A 19,707-nucleotide genomic window follows, 5' to 3' on the forward strand; every position below is an offset into this window, starting at 1 on the left:
GACACTCCTGTGCTGCCGGACGGTTGGCCGGCGCGTTGCTTCACAGGAGTTGGATGGGAGTTTCGCGCAAACGTTCCCGAAAAATTTCAGCCGACGCCAATCAGCCGATGCCGATCAACTCACACCAAGGCGCCTGAGCACGGCCTCCGTCAGCCGCTCGCAGCGCTGGCCGGCGAACGGAAATGCATCCATCACGACGGGGCCGATCTTCTTCTCGACGTTCTCGCGCAGCAGGGTGCGCGCACGGTGCAGCCGCGTCTTCACGGTCTCGGGCTTGATACCGAGCAGCTCGGCCGTCTCCTCCATGCTCATCCCCTCCATCACCCGCGCGATGAAGACCATGCGGTAGGCGTCGGGCAATTCATCGACCGCGTGTTCGACGACGCGCTGGATCTCGCGTTGAGCCATGGATTTTTCCGGATCAGTTGCGGCGGACGAAAGGGGAAACTGGATGATTTGCGCTTCGAGCGTTGCCTCCGGCAGCGATCCCAGCTCGACCTGCGGTTTCCGAGCGCGTGCGCGTCCGAGCGCTTGGTTGATGGCGATGCGCGACAACCACGTCGACAGTGCCGACGCACCAAGAAAGTCGTCGAGATGTGTGAATGCGCGGATGTAGGTTTCCTGCACCACGTCCTCGGCCTCACTATCGCTGCGCAGGATACCGCGGGCGAGCCTGTAGAGCCTGCGGTTGTTGGCCTGCATGATCTCGCGCAATGCGGCTTCATCCCGGCGCCGCGCGCGGTCGATCAGCTCGGATTCCGATATCCTGACGCCGGCGGACAGGCCGGCTGCGGTCCCTGGCATGGCGGGCACCTCGCTCCATTGGTTTCGGACATTGGATGCAGGCCCAGACGAAAGGTTCCCGATTTTCTTACCCTCCCCTGGAGGGGCCCTCCAGGGGAGGGTAAGAGCTAATCCGTCTCGATCGGCAGTTCCGGGTCCCTCGCCCATTCCCCCATCGAGGCGTCGTAGAGCGTCAGCTTGTCGTAGCCGAGCTGCGTCAGCAGGAACAGGTCGATCGTCGCCGAGATGCCGCCGCCGCAATAGCAGATCACATTCTTGTCGCGCGTGACGCCTGCAGCAGTGAATTTGGCTTCGGCGTCGGCAAGCGTCGTCAGGGTCTTGTCGGCATTGACGAGCGTTGCGGCTGATACGTTGACGCTGCCGGGAACGCGGCCCGGCCGGCCGTAGCGGCTCGGCTCGAGGCCGCGATGAAACTGCGGCCCCAGCGCGTTGACGGTGACCGTCGCGGAATCGCCGATCCGGGTCTTGACGGTGTTTTTGTCGACGAAGAAGCCCGCGCGCGGCGCGGCCTTGAAGATCGTCGCCGGATACCCCTTCGGTGCGCCTGTCTCGACCGGCCGCCCCTCCTCCTTCCATTTGTCGAAGCCGCCGTCGAGCACCTGCGCATCGACGCCGAGCGAGCGCAGCATCCACCAGAACCTCGTCGCCCACATCATCGTGCCGATGCTGTAGAGCACGATGGTCTTGCTTGCGTCGAGGCCATGGCGGCCGAACGCGGCCTCGAGCTGGGCCACGCCGGGCATCATGAAGAATTGTTGCGCCGAGGTGTCGGAGAACTCGCCCTGGAGGTCGAGGAAATCGGCACCGGGAATGTGGCCGGCCGCGAAGGTCTTGTCGCCGGGCACCGCGCGATACGGCACGTCGCTGCCGGGCGGAACAGGCTCGTTATAGGTCGTGCAGTCGTAGAGGCGCAAATTGGGATCGCCGAGGATGGCGGCGAGCTGCCCGGTGGTGATGAGGGCGATTGACTGGGACATTGGACTACTCTCCCGTTCGAGAGGGAGTGTAAGCCTCTCCCCTCGTCATTGCGAGCGCAGCGAAGCAATCCAGAATTTTTCCGTGGAGGGACTCTAGATTGCTTCGCTGCGCTCGCAATGACGGGGATGGTGCGTTCGTCCTCGGATAGAAGCCCCTTACTGCTTCAACGTCTCCAGAAACCGCACCGGCTCGCCTTGCGAGGCCGTCACCAGCTCGCCCTGCCACATCACGCGGCGGCCGCGGATGAAGGTGCCGACGGGCCACCCTGTCACGCGGACGCCGTCATAGGGGGTCCAGCCGGCCTTGGACGCCACCCATTTGTTGGTGATGGTCTCGCTGCGCTTGAGATCAACGACCGTGAAGTCGGCGTCGTAGCCGGCGGCGATGCGGCCCTTGCAGGCCATGTTGTAGAGGCGCGCTGGGCCGGCGCTGGTGAGATCGACGAAGCGCGCCAGAGAGAGCCGACCCGCGTTGACGTGATCGAGCATCAGCGGCACCAGCGTCTGGACGCCGGTCATGCCGGAGGGCGAAGCCGGATAGGTCTTCTGCTTCTCCTCCAGCGTATGCGGGGCGTGGTCGGAGCCGAGCACGTCGATGATGCCCTGCTCGATGCCACGCCAGATGCCGGCGCGATGATCGGCTCCGCGCACCGGCGGGTTCATCTGCGCCAGCGTGCCGAGCCGCTCGTAGCATTCGGGCGCGACCAGCGTGAGGTGATGCGGCGTCGCCTCGCAGGAGGCGACGTCCTTGTGATCGCGCAGGAACTCGATCTCTTCTTTGGTCGAGATGTGCAGCACGTGGATGCGCTTGCCGGTCTCATGCGCGAGCTTGACGAGGCGCTGCGTCGCCATCAGTGCCGCGGTCTCGTCGCGCCACACCGGATGCGAGCGCGGATCGCCCTCGATGCGCAGCGATTTGCGATCGTTGAGGCGGTACTCGTCCTCGGCGTGGAACGCGGCGCGGCGGCGGATCACCTGGAAGATACGGCGCAGGCTCTCGTCGTCCTCCACCAGCAGCGCGCCGGTCGAGGAGCCGATGAACACCTTGACGCCCGCGCAGCCCGGCGCGCGCTCGAGCACCGGCAAATCCTGTACGTTCTCGCGAGTGCCGCCGATGAAGAAGGCGAAATCGCAATGCATGCGGTGATGGGCGCGCTTCACCTTGTCGGTGAAAGTGGCTTCCGTCACCGTCAACGGAGACGTGTTCGGCATCTCGAACACGGCGGTGACACCGCCCATCACGGCGCTGCGCGAGCCGGTCTCGAGGTCTTCCTTCTGCTCCAGGCCGGGCTCGCGGAAATGCACCTGCGTATCCATGACGCCGGGCAGGATGTGCAGGCCCTTGCAGTCGATCACCTCCGCGGCCGAGGCCTGCGACAGCGGGCCCAGTTCGGCGATCCGGCCGCCCGTGATGCCGATATCGCGAACACCCTCGCCGTCCTGGTTGACGACGGTGCCGCCTTTGAGGATCACGTCGAAACGCTGGGTCATGGCTGAAGGCCTCTCTCATCCCCAAGCGCAGGGCTCGAGGTCTTGTCGTTTATGCCTCGCGGGCTTACGTTCCGAAGCAACATGTCGCAAGAGATTTTCGTATGAAATCAGCGTTTCTTCCCGACCGGGGCGTGGTCAAGGTCGCGGGCGAGGATGCGCGCAACTTCCTCAACGGCCTTGTCACGACCGACATCGACAGGCTGAAACCGGGCCTGGGCCGATTCGGCGCGCTGCTGACGCCGCAGGGCAAGATCATCGTGGATTTCCTGATCACGGAAGCGCCCGCGGGTCACGGCGGCGGGTTCCTGATCGACTGCCCGAAAGCGCTGGCAGATAGCCTCGCCACCAAGCTGAAATTCTACAAGTTGCGCGCCAAGGTCACGGTGGAAAACCTTTCCGGCGATCTCGGCGTGCTTGCCGCCTGGGACGGCCAGCCTGCGGCCCAGCCGGACCTCGCCTTCAACGACCCGCGCAATGACGGCCTCGGCGTTCGCATCCTGATCCCTGAAGATCTCAAGCAGAAGCTGTCTGATCTGATCGGGGCCGAACTGGTCGATGCGACCGAATACGAGGCGCACCGCATCGCGCTCGGCGTGCCGCGCGGCGGGCTCGATTTCATGTACAGCGACGCGTTCCCGCACGAGACCAACATGGACCGCCTTGCCGGCGTCGATTTCGACAAGGGCTGCTATGTCGGCCAGGAGGTCGTCTCGCGCATGCAGCATCGCGGCACCGCGCGCACCCGCAGCGTCAAGGTGCTACTCGATGGTCCCTCGCCCGAGGCCGGCGCGACCATTCTCGCCGGCGACAAGCCGGTCGGCACCATCGGCTCTACCTCCGGCGGCAAGGGCATTGCGCTGGTGCGCATCGACCGTGTCGCGGACGCGCTCGACGCCGGTCAGCCCCTCACCGCCGGGGGGCTTGCTTTGACGCTCGCCGAACCGGACGTCGTTCGCATTCCAGCCAAGCAGCCCACCGCATGAGCCGCGCCCCCCGCCTGCATCCCGATGGAAAGTCCCGCTGCCCCTGGCCCGGTGAAGATCCGCTCTATGTCGCCTATCACGACACCGAATGGGGTGTGCCGGAATATGACGACCGCGCGCTGTACGAAAAACTGATCCTCGACGGTTTCCAGGCCGGCCTGTCCTGGATCACGATTTTGCGCAAGCGCGACAATTTCCGCAAAGCCTTCGACGATTTCCAGCCGGAGAAGATTGCGCGCTACAACGAGAAGAAGATTCACGCGCTGATGAACGATGCCGGCATCGTTCGCAACAAGGCCAAGATCGACGGCGCGATAATGAGCGCGAAGTCCTATCTCGACATCATGGAGAAGGGGCCAGGCTTCTCGAAGCTGCTGTGGGACTTCATGGACGGACGACCCAAGGTCAACCAGTTCAAGTCCACCGCGAGCGTGCCGGCCTCGACACCATTGTCGGTGCAGATCTCGAAAGAGCTGTCCTCGCGCGGCTTCAAATTCGTCGGCCCGACCATCGTCTATGCCTTCATGGAGGCGACCGGCATGGTCAACGACCACCTCGTCGACTGCCATTGTCACGCGATCTGCGGCAAGACGCAGCGCAAGCCGCGCCTCAAGGCAAAATGACCACGAAGAAGACGGCGCCCGTTGCGCAATCCCGCGCCTGGCAGCGCATGCTGTCGGGCCGGCGGCTCGATCTGCTCGATCCCTCGCCGCTCGACGTCGAGATCGCCGACATCGCGCACGGCCTCGCGCGCGTCGCGCGCTGGAACGGGCAGACGACAGGCGCGCATATCTTCTCGGTCGCGCAGCATACGCTGCTGGTTGAAGCCGTGCTGCGGCACGAGATGCCGCGTGTCGATCGGCGCATGCGGCTCGCCGCGCTGCTGCACGATGCGCCCGAATATGTGATCGGCGACATGATCTCGCCGTTCAAGGCCGTGCTCGACGGCCATTACAAGGCGGTCGAGAAGCGCCTGCTCGGCGCCATCCACGTCCGCTTCGGCCTGCCGCCGGAGCTGCCGGAGGAGATCACGCTGGCTATCAAGGCCGCCGATCGCGGCGCGGCCTATCTGGAGGCGACCGCGCTTGCCGGCTTCGAAGAGCCCGAGGCGAAGCGCCTGTTCGGCAAGGATCCCGGGCTCTCCGACAGCGTCCGGCGCGACTATCTGACGCCCTGGACGGCGGCCCGGGCGGAGAAGCAGTTTCTGGAGCGGTTTGGCGCGGTGTTCGCGTGAGCGTCGTCCCTTCGTAGGGTGGGCAAAGCGAAGCGTGCCCACCAAACTAAGCGATGCGCGCGGCGCGAAATGGTGGGCACGGCGCGATGCGCCTTTGCCCACCCTACGGCACCGGCTATAATCGCCGCCAAAAAGGTCCGCCATGATCCACGTCTGTTCCCTCGCCGCGCTTCCCGAAACCGTCCGCCTCACCGGGGCCAGCCATGTGCTGACCGTGATGGCCAATGTCGAGCAGGTGGCACGTCCAGTATCGGTGCTCCCGGCCAATCATCTCAAGGTGTCGATGGACGACATCACCGAGGAGATGGACGGTTTCGTCGCACCGTCCGAGACGCATATCGATCAGGTGCTGAACTTCGTGCGCAGCTGGGACCGCAGCGCACCGCTGGTGGTTCATTGCTACGCCGGCATCAGCCGCTCTACCGCGAGCGCGTTCGCGGCGGTCTGCGCACTCAATCCAAATCGCGACGAACTCGATATCGCCAGGAAAATCCGCGCGGCCTCGCCGATCGCCTCGCCGAACCGGCGCATCGTCGGCCTTGCCGACCGTGCCCTCGGACGCAACGGCCGCATGCTGCGGGCGCTCGACGAGATCGGCCCGGGTGCGATGATGGTCGAGGGCCGTCCCTTCGTGATCGAGATCGAATGACTGGGCGCCACATCGCAGGTGCGCCCCCTCTCCCGCTTGCGGGAGAGGGTTGGGGAGAGGGTGTCGCCGCAACGGGACGATCCCCAAGAGGAGAAAGCCCTCACCCGGCGCTACGCGCCGACCTCTCCCGCAAGCGGGAGAGGTTACAGCGAGTCCGCGGAGAGACCGTCGCAATCGATTCCGCGATCGTCACCGCATGAGCGACAAGCTCCTGACGCCGATCGAGATCGGTCTGACCGCGGCCATCGTCGCGATCGCGGGCCAAGAGCCGCTGATCCTGACCGCGCGCGGCAGTGACGGGCTTGCCGGCCTGCCGTTCGGCCCGTTCGATGCGCTCGCGCACCGCACCTTCGAGATCGGCCTGCGCGCCTGGGTCGAGGAGCAGGCGGGATTGCGGCTCGGCTACGTCGAGCAGCTCTACACCTTCGGCGATCGCGGCCGCCATGCCGAGGCCGGCGACACCGGGGCGCATATGGTGTCGATCGGTTATCTCGCACTGACGCGCGCGGTGGACGGCGAGCTTGCAGCAAACGCGGCGAGCTTCGCGCCATGGTACCGCTTCTTTCCCTGGGAAGACCGGCGCGAGGAGCCGCCCGCGATCATCGCCCGCGACATCATTCCTGCGCTGACCGAGTGGGCCGCGGAGGAGACGCCGGAGACGATTCGCGCGCTGCCGCGCAAGGATCGCGTGCGATTCTACTTCGGCCTCGACGGAGCGGCCTGGGACGAGGAGCGCGTGCTCGACCGCTACGAGCTCCTGTACGAGGCCGGGCTGGTCGAGGAAGCGCGGCGCGACGGCCGCCCTGCGGCATTAGCGCGCAAGACGCTTCCCCCGCTCGGGACCTCGATGCAGTTCGACCACCGCCGGATTCTCGCCACGGCGATCGCGCGGCTGCGTGCAAAACTGAAGTATCGTCCTGTCGTCTTTGAACTTTTGCCGCCCGAATTCACACTTACCGAACTGCAGCACACGGTCGAGGCGATTTCCGGCCGGCACCTGCACAAGCAGAATTTCCGTCGCCTGGTCGAAATGGAAGCCCTGGTCGAACCGACCGGCGTCATGTCGACACAGACGGGCGGACGGCCGGCGGCGCTCTACCGCTTCCGCCGCGACGTGCTTCAGGAGCGGCCCGCGCCGGGCTTGCGCGTACGCTCCCGGCGCTAGACAAGGATTTCGTGATCGGCCTCCCGTCGATCGCCTGGAGGCTTCATGTTCGACGGCCCGTTTGACGTCTTTGCGTGGCTCATTGCCATCGCCGCGTTCCTCATTGCGATCAAGGCCTCCGGCCAGGCGGCCGAGCTGCGCCGGCGACTGAATTCGCTCGAAGAGATGTTTCACGCGCAGCGGCAGGTGCAGCCGCCGCCGCTCACACCTGTTTGGGAGCAGGCGCCCGCCACCACGACTGATACCGCGGAGCCGCCGCCGCTCGCGCCGGAAACTGAACCGGCCTCGCCGCTCGTTACCGAAGCTGTTTCGCCCCCGCCGCTCGAAGCGGGCACCGAGGCCGATGCGCCGCCGCCCCCACTGCCCGCGCCTGCGCCGGGCTTCGAGGAGCAGCTTGGCACCCGCTGGGTGGTGTGGATCGGTGGCCTTGCGCTCGCGCTCGGCGGCTTCTTCATGGTGCGCTATTCAATCGAGGCCGGCCTCCTCGGCCCCGGCGTACGCGTATTTCTGGGCGGCCTGTTCGCAGCTGCGCTGCTCGGGGCCGGCGAGTGGTCGCGGCGCAAGGAGAGCATTTCCAACATCCAGGCGCTGCCGATCGCCAACATTCCCGCGATTCTCACCGCGGCCGGTACGGCGGTGGCATTCGCGACCATCTATGCCGCCTATGCGCTCTACGGCTTCCTCGTGCCTGCCACTGCCTTCGTGCTGCTCGGCATCGTGGCCATGTGCACGCTCGCCGCCGCGCTGCTGCACGGGCCGGCGCTCGCCGGCCTCGGCGTGGTCGGCGCCTTCGTGACGCCGGTTCTCGTCTCCAGCGGCAAGCCGGACTATTGGGCGCTCTATATTTACCTCGCAGTCGTCACCGCCGCGAGCTTCGGCCTCGCCCGCATCCGGCTATGGCGCTGGCTCGCGGTGACCACGATCGCCTTCGCCGTGTTGTGGATCTTCCCGGGCCTGGACACCGAAGAATTGCAGGTCGCGCCACACGCCTTCCATGTCATCGCGGGTTTCGTGCTGGCCGCACTGCTCGTCGTCTGCGGCTTCATGTTCGGCCCGACGATCGAAGACGGCGAGATCGAGCCGGTGTCATCGAGCTCGCTCGGTGCCTACTTGTTCGGTGCAATGCTGATCGTGCTGTCGAGTGCGCATGCCGATCTTGCGCTGATCGCGTTCGCGCTTCTCGTCGGCGCAACCCTGTTCGTCGCCTGGCGCGCGCCGGCGGCGACCGGTGCACTCGGCGCAGCCGCGGCGACCGTGTTCATCGTGTTCGCCGAATGGGCAGTGCGCGCCAATCCGGACATGCTGGTGTTGCCGGGCGGCCCCATGGCGGGAATCGGACCCGCCGCGATCGACAGCTCCGTGACGCTGCATCTGGTGACGGCCGCGCTCTTCGCCGCCGGCTTCGGCATCGCGGGCTTCCTCGCCCAGGGCCGTTCGAACTCGGCGATCATCCCGGTGGTGTGGTCGGCAACGGCGGTCGCAACGCCGATCGCGATCCTGGTTGCGCTCTACGCGCGCGTTGCCCATCTCGACCGCTCGATCCCGTTTGCGATCCTCGCGGTGCTGCTCGCCGCGGCTTTCGGCGCCGCGACCGAGGCTCTGACGCGCCGCGAGGGCCGGCCGAGCACCATGATCTCCACGGCGCTATTCGCGACCGGCACGCTTGGCGCGCTGGCGCTGGCGCTTACCTTCGCGCTGGAGAAGGGCTGGCTCACCATCGCGCTCGCGCTGATGTCGCTCGGCACCGCCTGGATCTCGCTGCAGCGGCCGATCCCGTTCCTGCGTTGGCTCGCCGCCATCTTCGCGGGGCTCGTCACCGCGCGCATCGCCTATGATCCGTGCATCGTCGGCGATGCCGTCGGCACCACGCCGATCTTCAATTGGCTGCTCTGGGGCTACGGCCTGCCGGCGGCATCGTTCTGGGGCGCGAGCATCTTCTTGCGCCGCCGCGCCGACGATGCGCCGCTGCGCATGGTCGAGACCGCCGCGATATTGTTCACCGCGCTGCTCGCCTTCATGGAGATCCGGCACTTTGCGACCAATGGCCGGATGACCTCGCCGCCGTCGCTGCTCGAATTCGCGCTGCAAGTCTGCATCACGCTCGCGATGGCTATCGGGCTTGAGCGGCTGCGGCTGCGCAGCCACAGCGTCGTGCACAATGTCGGCGCGGTCGTGCTCACTGCGATTGCCGGGTTCATCAGCGTGTTCGGCCTCTTGATCCTGGAGAACCCGCTGCTGTTCTCCGGCGTCAATGTCGGCGGCCTCGTCTTCAACCTGCTGCTGCTCGGCTACGCTCTGCCGTCGGTGCTGATGCTGCTGCTGTCCTATGCGGTGGCGGGCCATCGCTCCGTCGCCTACGCCAACACGATCGCAGGTGGCGCGCTGGTGTTCGCGCTCAGCTATGTGACGCTGGAGATCCGCCGCTTCTATCACGGCCCGGTCCTGCTCTACGGCGGCACCACGGGGGCGGAGCAATATACCTATTCGATCGGCTGGCTCGGCTTCGGCGTGGTGTTGCTCGGCGTCGGCATCCTCGTCAACTCCGAGCGCGCGCGGCTGGCGTCGGCCGCGGTCATCGCTCTGACGATCCTCAAAGCTTTCGTCATCGACATGTCGACGCTAACAGGCGTCTACCGGGCGCTGTCGTTCATGTGCCTCGGCATCGTGCTGGTCGCGATCGGCTGGCTCTACCAGCGCATCCTGTTCCGGCGGCAGGTCACGCCGCCGCCGGCTCCGGCTCCGCAGACGAGCGCGTAAGGATCAGGCCGCGCGGACCGACTCCAGGAACTGCGCGACCTCGACCTTGAGACGCGTGCTGTCGGTCGCCAGCGATTTCGCTGCCGACAGCACCTCGACCGAGGCTTCGCCCGTCTCGATCGCACCGCGCTGCACGTCGGTGATGTTCGCCGAGACCTCCTGCGTGCCCACCGAGGCCTGCTGGACATTGCGCGAGATCTCCTGCGTCGCGGCGCCCTGCTCCTCGACGGCGGCGGCGATCGCTGCGGACACTTCGGACAGCCGCTCGATGGTGCCGCCGATCTCCTGGATGGCGCTGACGGATTCCTGAGTCGCGGCCTGGATGCCCGACACCTGCGCGCCGATCTCGCCAGTCGCCTTGGCGGTCTGCTCGGCCAACGCCTTGACTTCCGACGCGACGACCGCGAAGCCGCGGCCGGCTTCGCCCGCGCGCGCCGCCTCGATGGTGGCGTTCAGGGCCAGCAAATTGGTCTGGCCCGCGATGGTGTTGATGAGTTCGACCACGTCGCCGATGCGGGACGCGGCCTGCGACAGCGCGTTGACGCGCTCGTTGGTCCGCGCGGCTTGCTCGACGGCTTCTGCCGCCATCCGCGCCGAATCCTGCACGCGGCGGCTGATCTCGGTGATGGAGGACGACAGTTCTTCGGATGCGGAGGCGACCGCCTGCACGTTGGTGGAGGCCTCCTCGGACGCAGCGGCAACCACGGTCGCAAGTTCCTTGCCGCGTTGCGCGGTGCCGGTCAGCGTCGAGGCCGACGCCTCGAGCTCGGTCGAGGCCGAGGAGACCGTGCCGACCACCTCGCCGATCATGGCTTCAAACCTGCTGGTGATCGCATCGACACGGCGGCCGCGTTCGATCTTGGCCTCGGCGTCGCGCGCCGCCGTCTCGTCGGCGGCCTTCTTGGCGATCAGCGCCTCCTTGAAGATCTGGAGCGCATCCGCCATCGAACCGATCTCGGTCTTCTCGCCGCGATGCGGCACCTCGGCCGAAAGGTCTCCCTCGCCGAGCGACTGCATCGGACGGATGATCGAGGCAATGCCGCGAGACACGTCACGCACGAGATAGTAGGCGGCGCCGATCGCGATCACAACGGAGAGTACGATGATGCCGACCAGAATCCGGAAGATCGCGGCGTAGCTGTCGGCCGCCTGCTTCGTCTCCAGCTCGGCGCCCTGGTTGTTGAGCTCTATGCCCTTCTGGAGCAGGGGATCGGCGGCCTGGGCCATCTTCGCGACCTTGGTCTGCAACATCTCGTTGGCGTCGGTGGGGAAGCGGCCGACGCTCTTGCGCGACAACGCCATCGTCTCCTGCACACCATTCAGATATTCGGCCCAGGCCTTGCTCCATTGCTCGTAGAGTGCGCGTTCCTCAGCGACCGTGATCAGCGGCTCGTAGACCTTGCGCGTCTTCTCGATGCGCTCACGCAACGAGGCGAGGCGCTTCTCGGCGGCTTCCTTGCCTTCGGCGGTGTCCTGCATCAGGTGCAGACGAAGCGCGACGCGCAGCTCATTGATGTCGGCACGCATCGAGCCGAGCGCACGCACGCTCGGCAGCCAGCTCTGCGCAATCTCGACCGTGTGGGCGTTGATGTTCTGCATGGTGCCGATCGCCATCACGCCGACACCGGCCAGCGAGAGAACGAGAACTGACAACACGGTCAGAAGCTTGAACACGATCGATAACTTCGACATCACACAAATCCCAACGATGCCTAGCAACGCGCACGCCACCTGCGCCAGTCGTCACGACGGACGACTGTGCGGCGGTCAGTTCAACAGTGCTGGCTGGTTCTTATCCCGTAAGATTGCCCTCCATAATCGCAAGCAGGCGTTAACATGATCCTACGTAAAACTACGGGCGAGGCCCGGCCCCCGTGATTTTCCATGCAATCGTTTGTTATTGCACGCGGCTACTGCGTGCTGTGGCGCGAGTGGGCCACCCTGATTGCACATTGGCGGACGCCTCCTCCGGCCGTCGCCACGGCCGTGGCAAGCCCGTTGCCGCGCTCGGCGGCCTGGGTCAGCGTGTTCGACGACGCCTCGAGCTCGGTCGCCGCCGACGATACCATCTCGACGATCTCGCCGACCGCGCCTTCGAACGTATCGGCGAGCCGCTGCATGTCGTCCTGGGATCGTCGATCTCCTTCAGCTTGGCCTCGACGCGAAGGGCGACTCAGCGCCCGAAATATTGCGGGCATCATGACCGCGTCGCTTTCCTGGAAGGTTAACCCTGCGGGCACGGTCACAACGCCGAAATACGAACGCGCGCGACCGCCGCGCAGTCACGCGCGACGGTTGCAGATCAGGCCTGAAGGACGCAGCCGTCAGGCGGCGCGCACGGTGCCGAGAAACTTGCTGACCTCGAGCTTGAGGCGATTGCTGTCGCCGGACAGCATCTGCGCGGCGGACAGCACCTGCGAGGACGCCGAGCCTGTCTCGCTCGCGCCGCGCTGCACGTCGGTGATGTTGGAGGACACCTGATGGGTACCTGCCGCCGCCTGCTGCACGTTGCGGGAAATTTCCTGCGTTGCGGCGCCCTGCTCTTCCACCGCGGCCGCGATGGTCGAGGAGATCTCCGACAGCTTCTCGATGGTGTGGCTGATGTCCTTGATCGCGCCGACCGAATGCTCGGTCGCGGATTGGATGCTGGCGATCTGCTGCCCGATTTCACCCGTCGCCTTCGCAGTCTGCTCGGCGAGCGCCTTGACCTCGGAGGCGACCACGGCGAAGCCGCGCCCGGCCTCGCCGGCACGCGCGGCCTCGATCGTCGCGTTGAGTGCCAGCAGGTTGGTCTGGCCGGCGATGGTGTTGATCAACTCGACGACGTCGCCGATCCGCGTTGCCGCTGCGGATAGCTCGCCGACGCGATCCGTCGTGGTGCGGGCCTGGTTCACCGCCTCACTCGCGACCCGCGCGGATTCCTGCACCTGGCGGCTGATCTCCGTGATCGAGGACGACAGCTCCTCTGTCGCAGAGGCCACCGACTGCACGTTGGTGGACGCCTCTTCAGAGGCGGCAGCCACCACAGTGGTGAGCTCCTGACCGCGCTCCGCAGTCGACGTCAGCGTCGACGCCGAGGCTTCCAGTTCGGTCGCAGCCGAGGACACAGTATCGACAATCTCCCCGATCGCAGCTTCGAAGCCGTCGGCGAGCCTATGCATCTCGGCCTTGCGCTGCGTGGCTGCTGCCTGATCCTGCCTTAGCTTGGCCTCGGCCTCCTCACGCGCCTTCTGTTCGGACACGACCTTGAACTTTTCGACGGCCGCAGCCACGCCACCGACTTCGTCCTTGCGGCCGAGACCGGGCAGCACCACGGAGAAATCGCCGCCCGCGAGCTTGGCCATGGCTACGGTCAGCGCACGAATCGGCCGTGCGATGGTCAGAAAGGACATCAGCCAGGAGCCGACGAGGACGAGCATGGCGAATGCGCCGACCGTCATCCCGATTTGCTCGCTCGACGCCATCTCCTTGAGAGAGAGGGCAATCTCGTCTTCACTCCTGTGTTTGGCAAGATCGGCGATCTGGCTGGCAATCTGATCCATTTCGGCCGCAAGCGGCAGCGTCGCTTCGCGGGTAAGACGCGCCGCTTCTTCGACGAGCTTCGCGACACGGGCAGTCGTATCCGCTCCCGTCGCGGCAATTGCCTCGCCGCGGATCGCAGCCACCTGCTGGGCCGCCTTGACATAATTCGCACCGAGACTCTTGAGCTTCTCCATCCGCGTCCGATTTTCGGACACCTGCGACAGCTTCAACATCGCTTCGGCAAGCTTGGTCAACGTTCCAAGTCGTTCGAGGAGAGCCTCGCTCGCCTTCTGCAATTCGCCTGCGTTGTTGGCCAGCCGAATGTCCCGGACGGCGAGCTGCATGCTGCGCACCGCAAGCTTGGCTTCCACCGCCTCGCGCGCCAATTCCTGTTGCGCGAATGCAGCCTGATTGGAACGGCGCACATCGCCGTTGCCGACAAGCTGGCTTGCTATCATGGAAAGGACCAGCAGGATGGCGAAGGCCGACGCGATCGCAAGCTTTGTCGCGATCCGCAAATTCTGAGCAAGGCTCAACATGGGCACGTTTCCCCTGGGGAAATTCGCAGCCAAATCATTGTCGGCCGCCCTGGCGTTGATCGCCCTTGCCCAAAACGTGAGCGACTGCCATTCCGAATTGGTTAACAACGGCCCCCGGAAAAATACTGGGTCAGCGCGAAAACCCCTTGCAATCCAGCACGGTACGCGCGCGCATGAGGTTAATCACACGCACTGATAGGAGCGTCAGGCGGCGCGCACGGTGCCGAGAAACTTGCTGACCTCGAGCTTGAGGCGATTGCTGTCGCCCGACAGCATCTGCGCGGCGGACAGCACCTGCGAGGACGCCGAGCCTGTCTCGCTCGCGCCGCGCTGCACGTCGGTGATGTTGGACGACACCTGATGAGTGCCTGCCGCCGCCTGCTGCACGTTGCGGGAAATTTCCTGCGTCGCCGCGCCCTGCTCCTCGACGGCGGCCGCGATGGTCGAAGAGATCTCCGACAGCTTCTCGATAGTGTCGCTGATGTCCCTGATCGCGCCAACCGATTGCTCGGTCGCGGATTGGATGCCGGCGATCTGCTGCCCGATCTCACCGGTCGCCTTCGCGGTCTGCTCGGCGAGCGCCTTGACCTCGGAGGCGACGACGGCAAAGCCGCGTCCGGCCTCGCCGGCGCGAGCGGCCTCGATGGTTGCATTTAGCGCCAGCAGATTGGTCTGGCCGGCGATGGTGTTGATCAGCTCGACCACGTCACCGATGCGCGCCGCCGCCTTGGACAATTCGCCGACGCGGTCCGTCGTGGTGCGGGCCTGGCTGACCGCCTCGCTGGCGACGCGAGCGGATTCCTGCACCTGCCGGCTGATCTCGGTGATCGAGGAGGAAAGCTCCTCCGTTGCGGATGCCACCGACTGCACGTTGGTTGATGCTTCTTCCGATGCTGCCGCCACCATGGTGGTGAGCTCTTGTGTACGCTCGGCGGTCGACGTCAACGTGGTAGCGGAGCCCTCAAGCTCGGTCGAGGCCGACGACACCGTCCCGACGATCTCGCCGACGGCGCCTTCGAAACTGTCGGCCAGCCTGTACATCTCGGCCTTGCGCTGCTCGGCCGCAATCTGATCCTGCCGCATCCTGGCGTCCGCTTCCGCGCGCGCCTTCTGCTCCGACACGACCTTGAATTTCTCCACGGCACCGGCGACCTCGCCGACCTCGTCCTTGCGGCCGAGGCCGGGCAGCACCACCGAGAAATCGCCGCCGGCAAGCTTTTCCATCGCCACCGTCAGCGCGCGCATGGGCCGCGCGATGCTGAATACGGAGAAGATGCACGTTCCGATCAGGACCAGCGCGACCAGCACGCCGGTGACGAACGACGTCCGGCCAACCGACACGGCCTCGGCTTCCGCTTCGGCGCGCGCCTCGCGGCTCTTCTGCTTGGCGAATTCGGTGATCTGGTTTGCCAGCTCGGATATCTCTTCGTTGATCGGCGCCAGCGTCTCCTTGCGGGTACGATCGACTTCAGACGCGAACTTTGCGAGCTGCGCCGACGCTTCGCTGTCCTTCTTCCCGTCGAGTGCGAGTTCCTGCTTGCGGACGGCCTCGATCTGCTGCTGACCTTTCCCGTAGTCGCCGATCAGCGCGGTCAGGCGATCGATCCGCTTGTGATTTTCAGCCGAGCGCGACAGCTTGGCCATCTCACCGGAGAATTTCAGCGCCGCCGTCTGCCGGTCGTTGAAATAGGTGACAGCCTTCTGCATCTCGGCCGGAGTGGACGCCATCAGGATATCGCGAATGCCGATCTGCATGCCCCGGACCGACGCCTTCGCTTCCGCGGCGTTTTGCGCGATCGCCTGCTGTCCCGACGCTTCATTGCCGAGCTTCTGGACTTCGGCATTTCCGCTCATCTGGAGGAAGATCATCAGCGCGACGAGACCGATGGTCAGCGCGGAGGTGATGGCGAGCTTGGTGCCAATTCGCAGGTTCTGAATGAACGTCATCGAAAATATCCCCGGATACGCATTTGCCGCGACCAAGCGCGAAAACTCCGGGAAGCTAAACTGGAAGTACCTCATTAACGTTAAGTGCGACCGCTGCAGGCTAGGTAGAATTACGCAGCACTCTGTATTCCACACGTTTCACGCGCAATGGAACGTAGTCTCGCGGATTTGCAAGCATCGCATTCGTTAACGCGCCCTCGCTTGGCGGCGCCGTCAGCGGACGCTCTCGCCGACGAGGCTAATGCGGAAGACCGGCTGCTTGTTTTCGTCGAGCAGCTCCATGCACCACTCGGCGTTCGGCTTCAGGCTGCGCGCGATGCCACCGAGCAGGTTGGCGCAGACCTCGGTCATCTCGGTCCAGGCGGCTGTGCGATCGTCGAACTCATACGGTTGGTCGGCGGCGCCGGAATAGCGACCGGTGCTGATGCGGAAAAAGTACAGCGACATCGTTGAACCCTTTTATCGGGCCGCGCCCCCCGGCCGTACGCAAACTGGAGCGCGAACAGCTACCAAGGCATGAAAGCCGCCGTCCGTATGACTACGGCGCGGCGACTTCGTGTTCGATAGACGTCTTCAACGAAAAATTGTGCGGGCTGACGCGCGCGGCCGTCTCACTGGGTCGAACGGCGCAGCTCCAGCGGGCCCTCGTTCTTGGCAGGCTCCGACCTGGCGTCCGACTTCACCGGCTCGAGCCGGCTGCTCTCGACACGCGGCGTCTCCACGCGCGCGGCAATCTCGGTGTTGGACGGACCGACCGAACCGGTGTGCTCCGACCTGCGCAGCGAGCGCGGCCGGGCCGCGGCGCGGGCCATCAGCATCTGGTTGCCGCCCTGGTGATGGAAGTCGCAATAGGCGAAGCCCATGCCCGACACCGAGCCGCGGAAGCTGCGATCATCGGTCTTTTCGAGGTTGAAACAGGGCTCGAACGGAATGCCCTTGATCGATGCGCAGACGTTCTGGCCGCGGATCTGGAGCGTGTTGCCGGGCACGCGGAGATGTTTCACCGGGCCTGCGCCGGAGAACTGCACCGCACCGGCGGCGCCGAGGTCGTCGAGGATGCGGCCTGCACCGCGGGTGCCGTCGAAACAGGTGAAGGCAAACACTTTGCCGGCCACGAAGCGACGCGCCTCGTCGGCGTTCATGCTACCGGCAATGGCCGGCGCAAACGTTGCTGCCGCCGTGACAGCCCCCAACACAATACGCGCAAGCATGCTCAACTCCGAACCAACCCCCGCAGCGGGCGATGCCTTATCTCTTTACCCGCTGCTTACCATACTAACCATGGCGACATTGAAGCAGCTTGGTTGGTAAAGTCTGAACGCCGTTAGACAATTTTTACCACGATGCGGCCGCGGACCTGGCCGGCCAGGATTTTCGCGCCCCATTGCGGAACTTCGTCGATCGGGATTTCCTGAGTGATTTCAGTTAGTTTTGTCCGATCCAGATCGGACGCCAAGCGCTGCCAGGCGGCCTTCCGCGGTTCGATCGGGCACATCACGGAATCGATGCCGAGAAGGCACACCCCGCGCAAAATGAAGGGTGCGACAGACGACGGCAGGTCCAAGCCGGCGGCCAGGCCGCAGGCCGCAATTGCCCCGCCGTATTTCGTCATCGACAGCAGATTCGCCAGTGTGGTCGAGCCGACGCTATCGACGCCGCCCGCCCAGCGCTCCTTTGCAATCGGCTTGGCCGGTGTCGACAATTCGTTGCGGTCGATGATTTCGGCCGCTCCCAGATGCTTCAGATAGTCGGCCTCCGAGGCGCGGCCGGTCGAGGCGATGACGTGGTAACCGAGCTTCGAAAGCACGGCGATCGCGACCGAGCCGACGCCGCCGGCGGCACCCGTCACCACCACGGGACCGCTCTTCGGCGAGAGACCGTGCTTCTCCAGTGCCAGCACCGAGAGCATCGCGGTGAAGCCGGCGGTGCCGATCGCCATGGCATCGCGCGCCGACAGGCCTTGCGGCAAGGCCACCAGCCAGTCGCCCTTCACCCGCGCCTTCTCGGCATAGGCGCCGAGATGGGTCTCGCCCATGCCCCAACCGGTGCAGACGACCTTGTCGCCAGCCTTCCATTGCGGATGCGAGGATTGCTCGACGGTGCCGGCGAAGTCGATGCCGGCGATCATCGGGAAGCGGCGCACCACCGGCGCCTTGCCGGTGAGCGCAAGGCCGTCCTTGTAGTTCAGCGTCGACCATTCGACGCGGACGGTGACGTCGCCGTCCATCAGCTCGGCTTCGTCGAACTGCGTCAGTGCGGCGGTGGTGCCCTTGTCCGCCTTGTCGATCCGGATCGCCTTGAATGTGGCCACGACTGAACTCCCTGACTGGTTTGACCGGGATGTTTAGCCGATCAGGCCGGCTGCGCAACTGCCCGTGCGACGGGTTTCTCGACGATCGGAAGATTGATGAGCGCCGAGAGCACACCGAACAGGATCGAGAGCCACCAGATCGACGTGTAGGAACCGAAGCGCTCGAAGACGATGCCCCCTAACCAGACGCCGAGGAAGCCGCCGACCTGATGGCTGACGAAGGCAAAGCCGTAGAGCGTTGCGAACCAGCGGGTGCCGAACATCAGCGCCACCAGCGCCGAGGTCGGCGGCACCGTCGACAGCCAGGTCAGGCCGGAGACCGCACCGAATGCGATCGCCGAGAACGGCGTGATCGGGAACGAGATAAAGGCGAGGGTCGCCAGCGCACGCGTGAAGTAGATGGTCGAGAGGATGTAGCGCTTCGGCAGCGAGTTTTGGAGATAGCCGACGCTTAGCGAGCCCACGATGTTGAACAGGCCGATCGCCGCGATCACCCAGCCGCCGGTTTGCGCGGTGATGCCGCGATCGACCAGGAAGGCCGGCAGATGCACGGTGATGAAGGCGAGCTGGAATCCGCAGGTGAAGAAGCCGAGCACCAGCAGCACATAAGAGCGGTGGCCGAAGGCTTCGGCAAGCGCCTTGGTGAAGGTCTGATCATCCGCCGGCGTCGCGGTCGCCGCATGTGCGACCGGCGGCGTCGAGAGCGCCAGCGACAGCGGGATGATCAGCAACATCAGGAAGCCGAACACGGAAAGCGCCTGCTGCCAGCCGAAATTGTCGATCAAGGCGACGCCGATCGGCGCGAACAGGAACTGCCCGAATGATCCCGCCGCCGTGCCGGCACCAAGCGCAAGGCCGCGCTTCTCGGCCGGCAGGAGCTTGGTGAACGCCGACAGCACCAGATTGAACGAGCAGCCGGCAAGGCCAAAACCGACCATGACGCCCGCACCGAGGTTGAGCGACAACGGCGTCGAAGAGTAGCGCATCAACAGCAGGCCGCCGGCATAGAGCAGAGCGCCGACGCACATCACCCGGAACAGGCCGAAGCGATCGGCGACCGCACCGGCAAATGGCTGGCCCAAGCCCCACAACAGGTTCTGCACGGCAATCGCGAGACCGAACACGTCGCGGCCCCAGGAGAATTCGTGACTCATCGGCTGCACGAAGAAGCCGAGCGCCGAGCGCGGACCGAAGCCGAGCATGCCGATCGCACAACCGCAGAGAATGATGACCGCCGGAGTGCGCCAGTTGGAGGAACGTGAGGCCGGAGCAAGTTCGCCCGCTGATGTCGACATGTTGTCCTCGTCTGTCTTTGGCGGACTGGCAAA

At 65.3% G+C, this 19,707-nt stretch carries 16 protein-coding genes and 1 pseudogene; 6 read left to right on the top strand and 11 right to left on the bottom strand.

Annotated elements, in window-relative coordinates:
• Window positions 1-114 precede the first annotated feature (114 nt).
• The 3 genes from IVB26_RS30095 to IVB26_RS30105 form a co-directional block, all read right to left on the bottom strand.
• A complete protein-coding gene (locus tag IVB26_RS30095) occupies window positions 115-804 on the bottom strand; it encodes an RNA polymerase sigma factor (protein ID WP_247968688.1) in 690 nt (229 codons plus the stop codon).
• Window positions 805-911: 107 nt separating this feature from the next.
• Entirely contained in the window at window positions 912-1,781 is an 870-nt protein-coding gene (locus IVB26_RS30100) for a sulfurtransferase (RefSeq protein WP_247968689.1), read from the bottom strand.
• A gap of 156 nt (window positions 1,782-1,937) precedes the next feature.
• A complete protein-coding gene (locus IVB26_RS30105) occupies window positions 1,938-3,272 on the bottom strand; it encodes a dihydroorotase (protein ID WP_247319829.1) in 1,335 nt (444 codons plus the stop codon).
• 101 nt (window positions 3,273-3,373) lie between these two features.
• Here IVB26_RS30105 and ygfZ point away from each other — a divergent pair, with 101 nt between their 5' ends.
• The 6 genes from ygfZ to IVB26_RS30135 all read left to right on the top strand — a co-directional run bounded on the left by ygfZ (window position 3,374) and on the right by IVB26_RS30135 (window position 10,060).
• The gene (ygfZ, locus tag IVB26_RS30110; protein ID WP_247968690.1) at window positions 3,374-4,255 is read left to right on the top strand and encodes a CAF17-like 4Fe-4S cluster assembly/insertion protein YgfZ; all 882 of its coding nucleotides are present in this window, start codon (window positions 3,374-3,376) and stop codon (window positions 4,253-4,255) included.
• A complete protein-coding gene (locus IVB26_RS30115; RefSeq protein WP_247968691.1) occupies window positions 4,252-4,878 on the top strand; it encodes a DNA-3-methyladenine glycosylase I in 627 nt (208 codons plus the stop codon). Before ygfZ ends, IVB26_RS30115 begins: the two co-directional genes overlap by 4 nt.
• Window positions 4,875-5,489 (top strand): YfbR-like 5'-deoxynucleotidase, encoded by a 615-nt coding sequence (locus tag IVB26_RS30120; RefSeq protein ID WP_247968692.1) that lies wholly within the window; start codon window positions 4,875-4,877, stop codon window positions 5,487-5,489. The genes IVB26_RS30115 and IVB26_RS30120 overlap by 4 nt, the downstream gene beginning before the upstream one ends.
• A 142-nt stretch (window positions 5,490-5,631) precedes the next feature.
• Window positions 5,632-6,138, top strand: coding sequence for a tyrosine phosphatase family protein (locus tag IVB26_RS30125; protein WP_247968693.1), 507 nt, complete (start codon window positions 5,632-5,634; stop codon window positions 6,136-6,138).
• Between the two features lie 196 nt (window positions 6,139-6,334).
• Entirely contained in the window at window positions 6,335-7,303 is a 969-nt protein-coding gene (locus tag IVB26_RS30130; protein ID WP_246926625.1) for an NUDIX hydrolase, read from the top strand.
• Window positions 7,304-7,348: 45 nt separating this feature from the next.
• Window positions 7,349-10,060 carry a DUF2339 domain-containing protein gene (locus IVB26_RS30135; protein WP_247968694.1) on the top strand — a complete coding sequence of 904 codons (2,712 nt, stop codon included), beginning with the start codon at window positions 7,349-7,351 and terminating at the stop codon, window positions 10,058-10,060.
• Window positions 10,061-10,063: 3 nt separating this feature from the next.
• On the opposite strand, the gene IVB26_RS30140 is transcribed toward IVB26_RS30135, so the two are convergent.
• From IVB26_RS30140 to IVB26_RS30175, 8 genes and pseudogenes are all read right to left on the bottom strand, one after another.
• The gene (locus IVB26_RS30140) at window positions 10,064-11,752 is read right to left on the bottom strand and encodes a methyl-accepting chemotaxis protein (protein WP_247968695.1); all 1,689 of its coding nucleotides are present in this window, start codon (window positions 11,750-11,752) and stop codon (window positions 10,064-10,066) included.
• 250 nt (window positions 11,753-12,002) lie between these two features.
• Window positions 12,003-12,213 (bottom strand): annotated as a pseudogene (locus IVB26_RS30145) (methyl-accepting chemotaxis protein); the annotation flags it as partial.
• Window positions 12,214-12,384: 171 nt separating this feature from the next.
• Window positions 12,385-14,121: a methyl-accepting chemotaxis protein gene (locus IVB26_RS30150; RefSeq protein WP_247968696.1), complete on the bottom strand. Its 1,737-nt coding sequence runs from the start codon at window positions 14,119-14,121 to the stop codon at window positions 12,385-12,387.
• A 204-nt stretch (window positions 14,122-14,325) separates the two neighbouring features.
• Window positions 14,326-16,068 (bottom strand): methyl-accepting chemotaxis protein, encoded by a 1,743-nt coding sequence (locus IVB26_RS30155; RefSeq protein ID WP_247968697.1) that lies wholly within the window; start codon window positions 16,066-16,068, stop codon window positions 14,326-14,328.
• 213 nt (window positions 16,069-16,281) lie between these two features.
• A complete protein-coding gene (locus tag IVB26_RS30160; RefSeq protein ID WP_247968698.1) occupies window positions 16,282-16,515 on the bottom strand; it encodes a DUF6894 family protein in 234 nt (77 codons plus the stop codon).
• A 164-nt stretch (window positions 16,516-16,679) separates the two neighbouring features.
• Complete coding sequence (locus tag IVB26_RS30165; protein WP_247968699.1) at window positions 16,680-17,279, bottom strand: hypothetical protein; 600 nt, start codon at window positions 17,277-17,279, stop codon at window positions 16,680-16,682.
• Between the two features lie 113 nt (window positions 17,280-17,392).
• Window positions 17,393-18,379, bottom strand: a complete 987-nt coding sequence (acuI, locus tag IVB26_RS30170) for an acrylyl-CoA reductase (NADPH) (protein WP_247968700.1) — start codon at window positions 18,377-18,379, stop codon at window positions 17,393-17,395.
• Between the two features lie 41 nt (window positions 18,380-18,420).
• Entirely contained in the window at window positions 18,421-19,674 is a 1,254-nt protein-coding gene (locus tag IVB26_RS30175; protein ID WP_247968701.1) for an MFS transporter, read from the bottom strand.
• Window positions 19,675-19,707: the final 33 nt, after the last annotated feature.

It is taken from the genome of Bradyrhizobium sp. 195 (genome assembly GCF_023101665.1).
Lineage (GTDB): Bacteria > Pseudomonadota > Alphaproteobacteria > Rhizobiales > Xanthobacteraceae > Bradyrhizobium.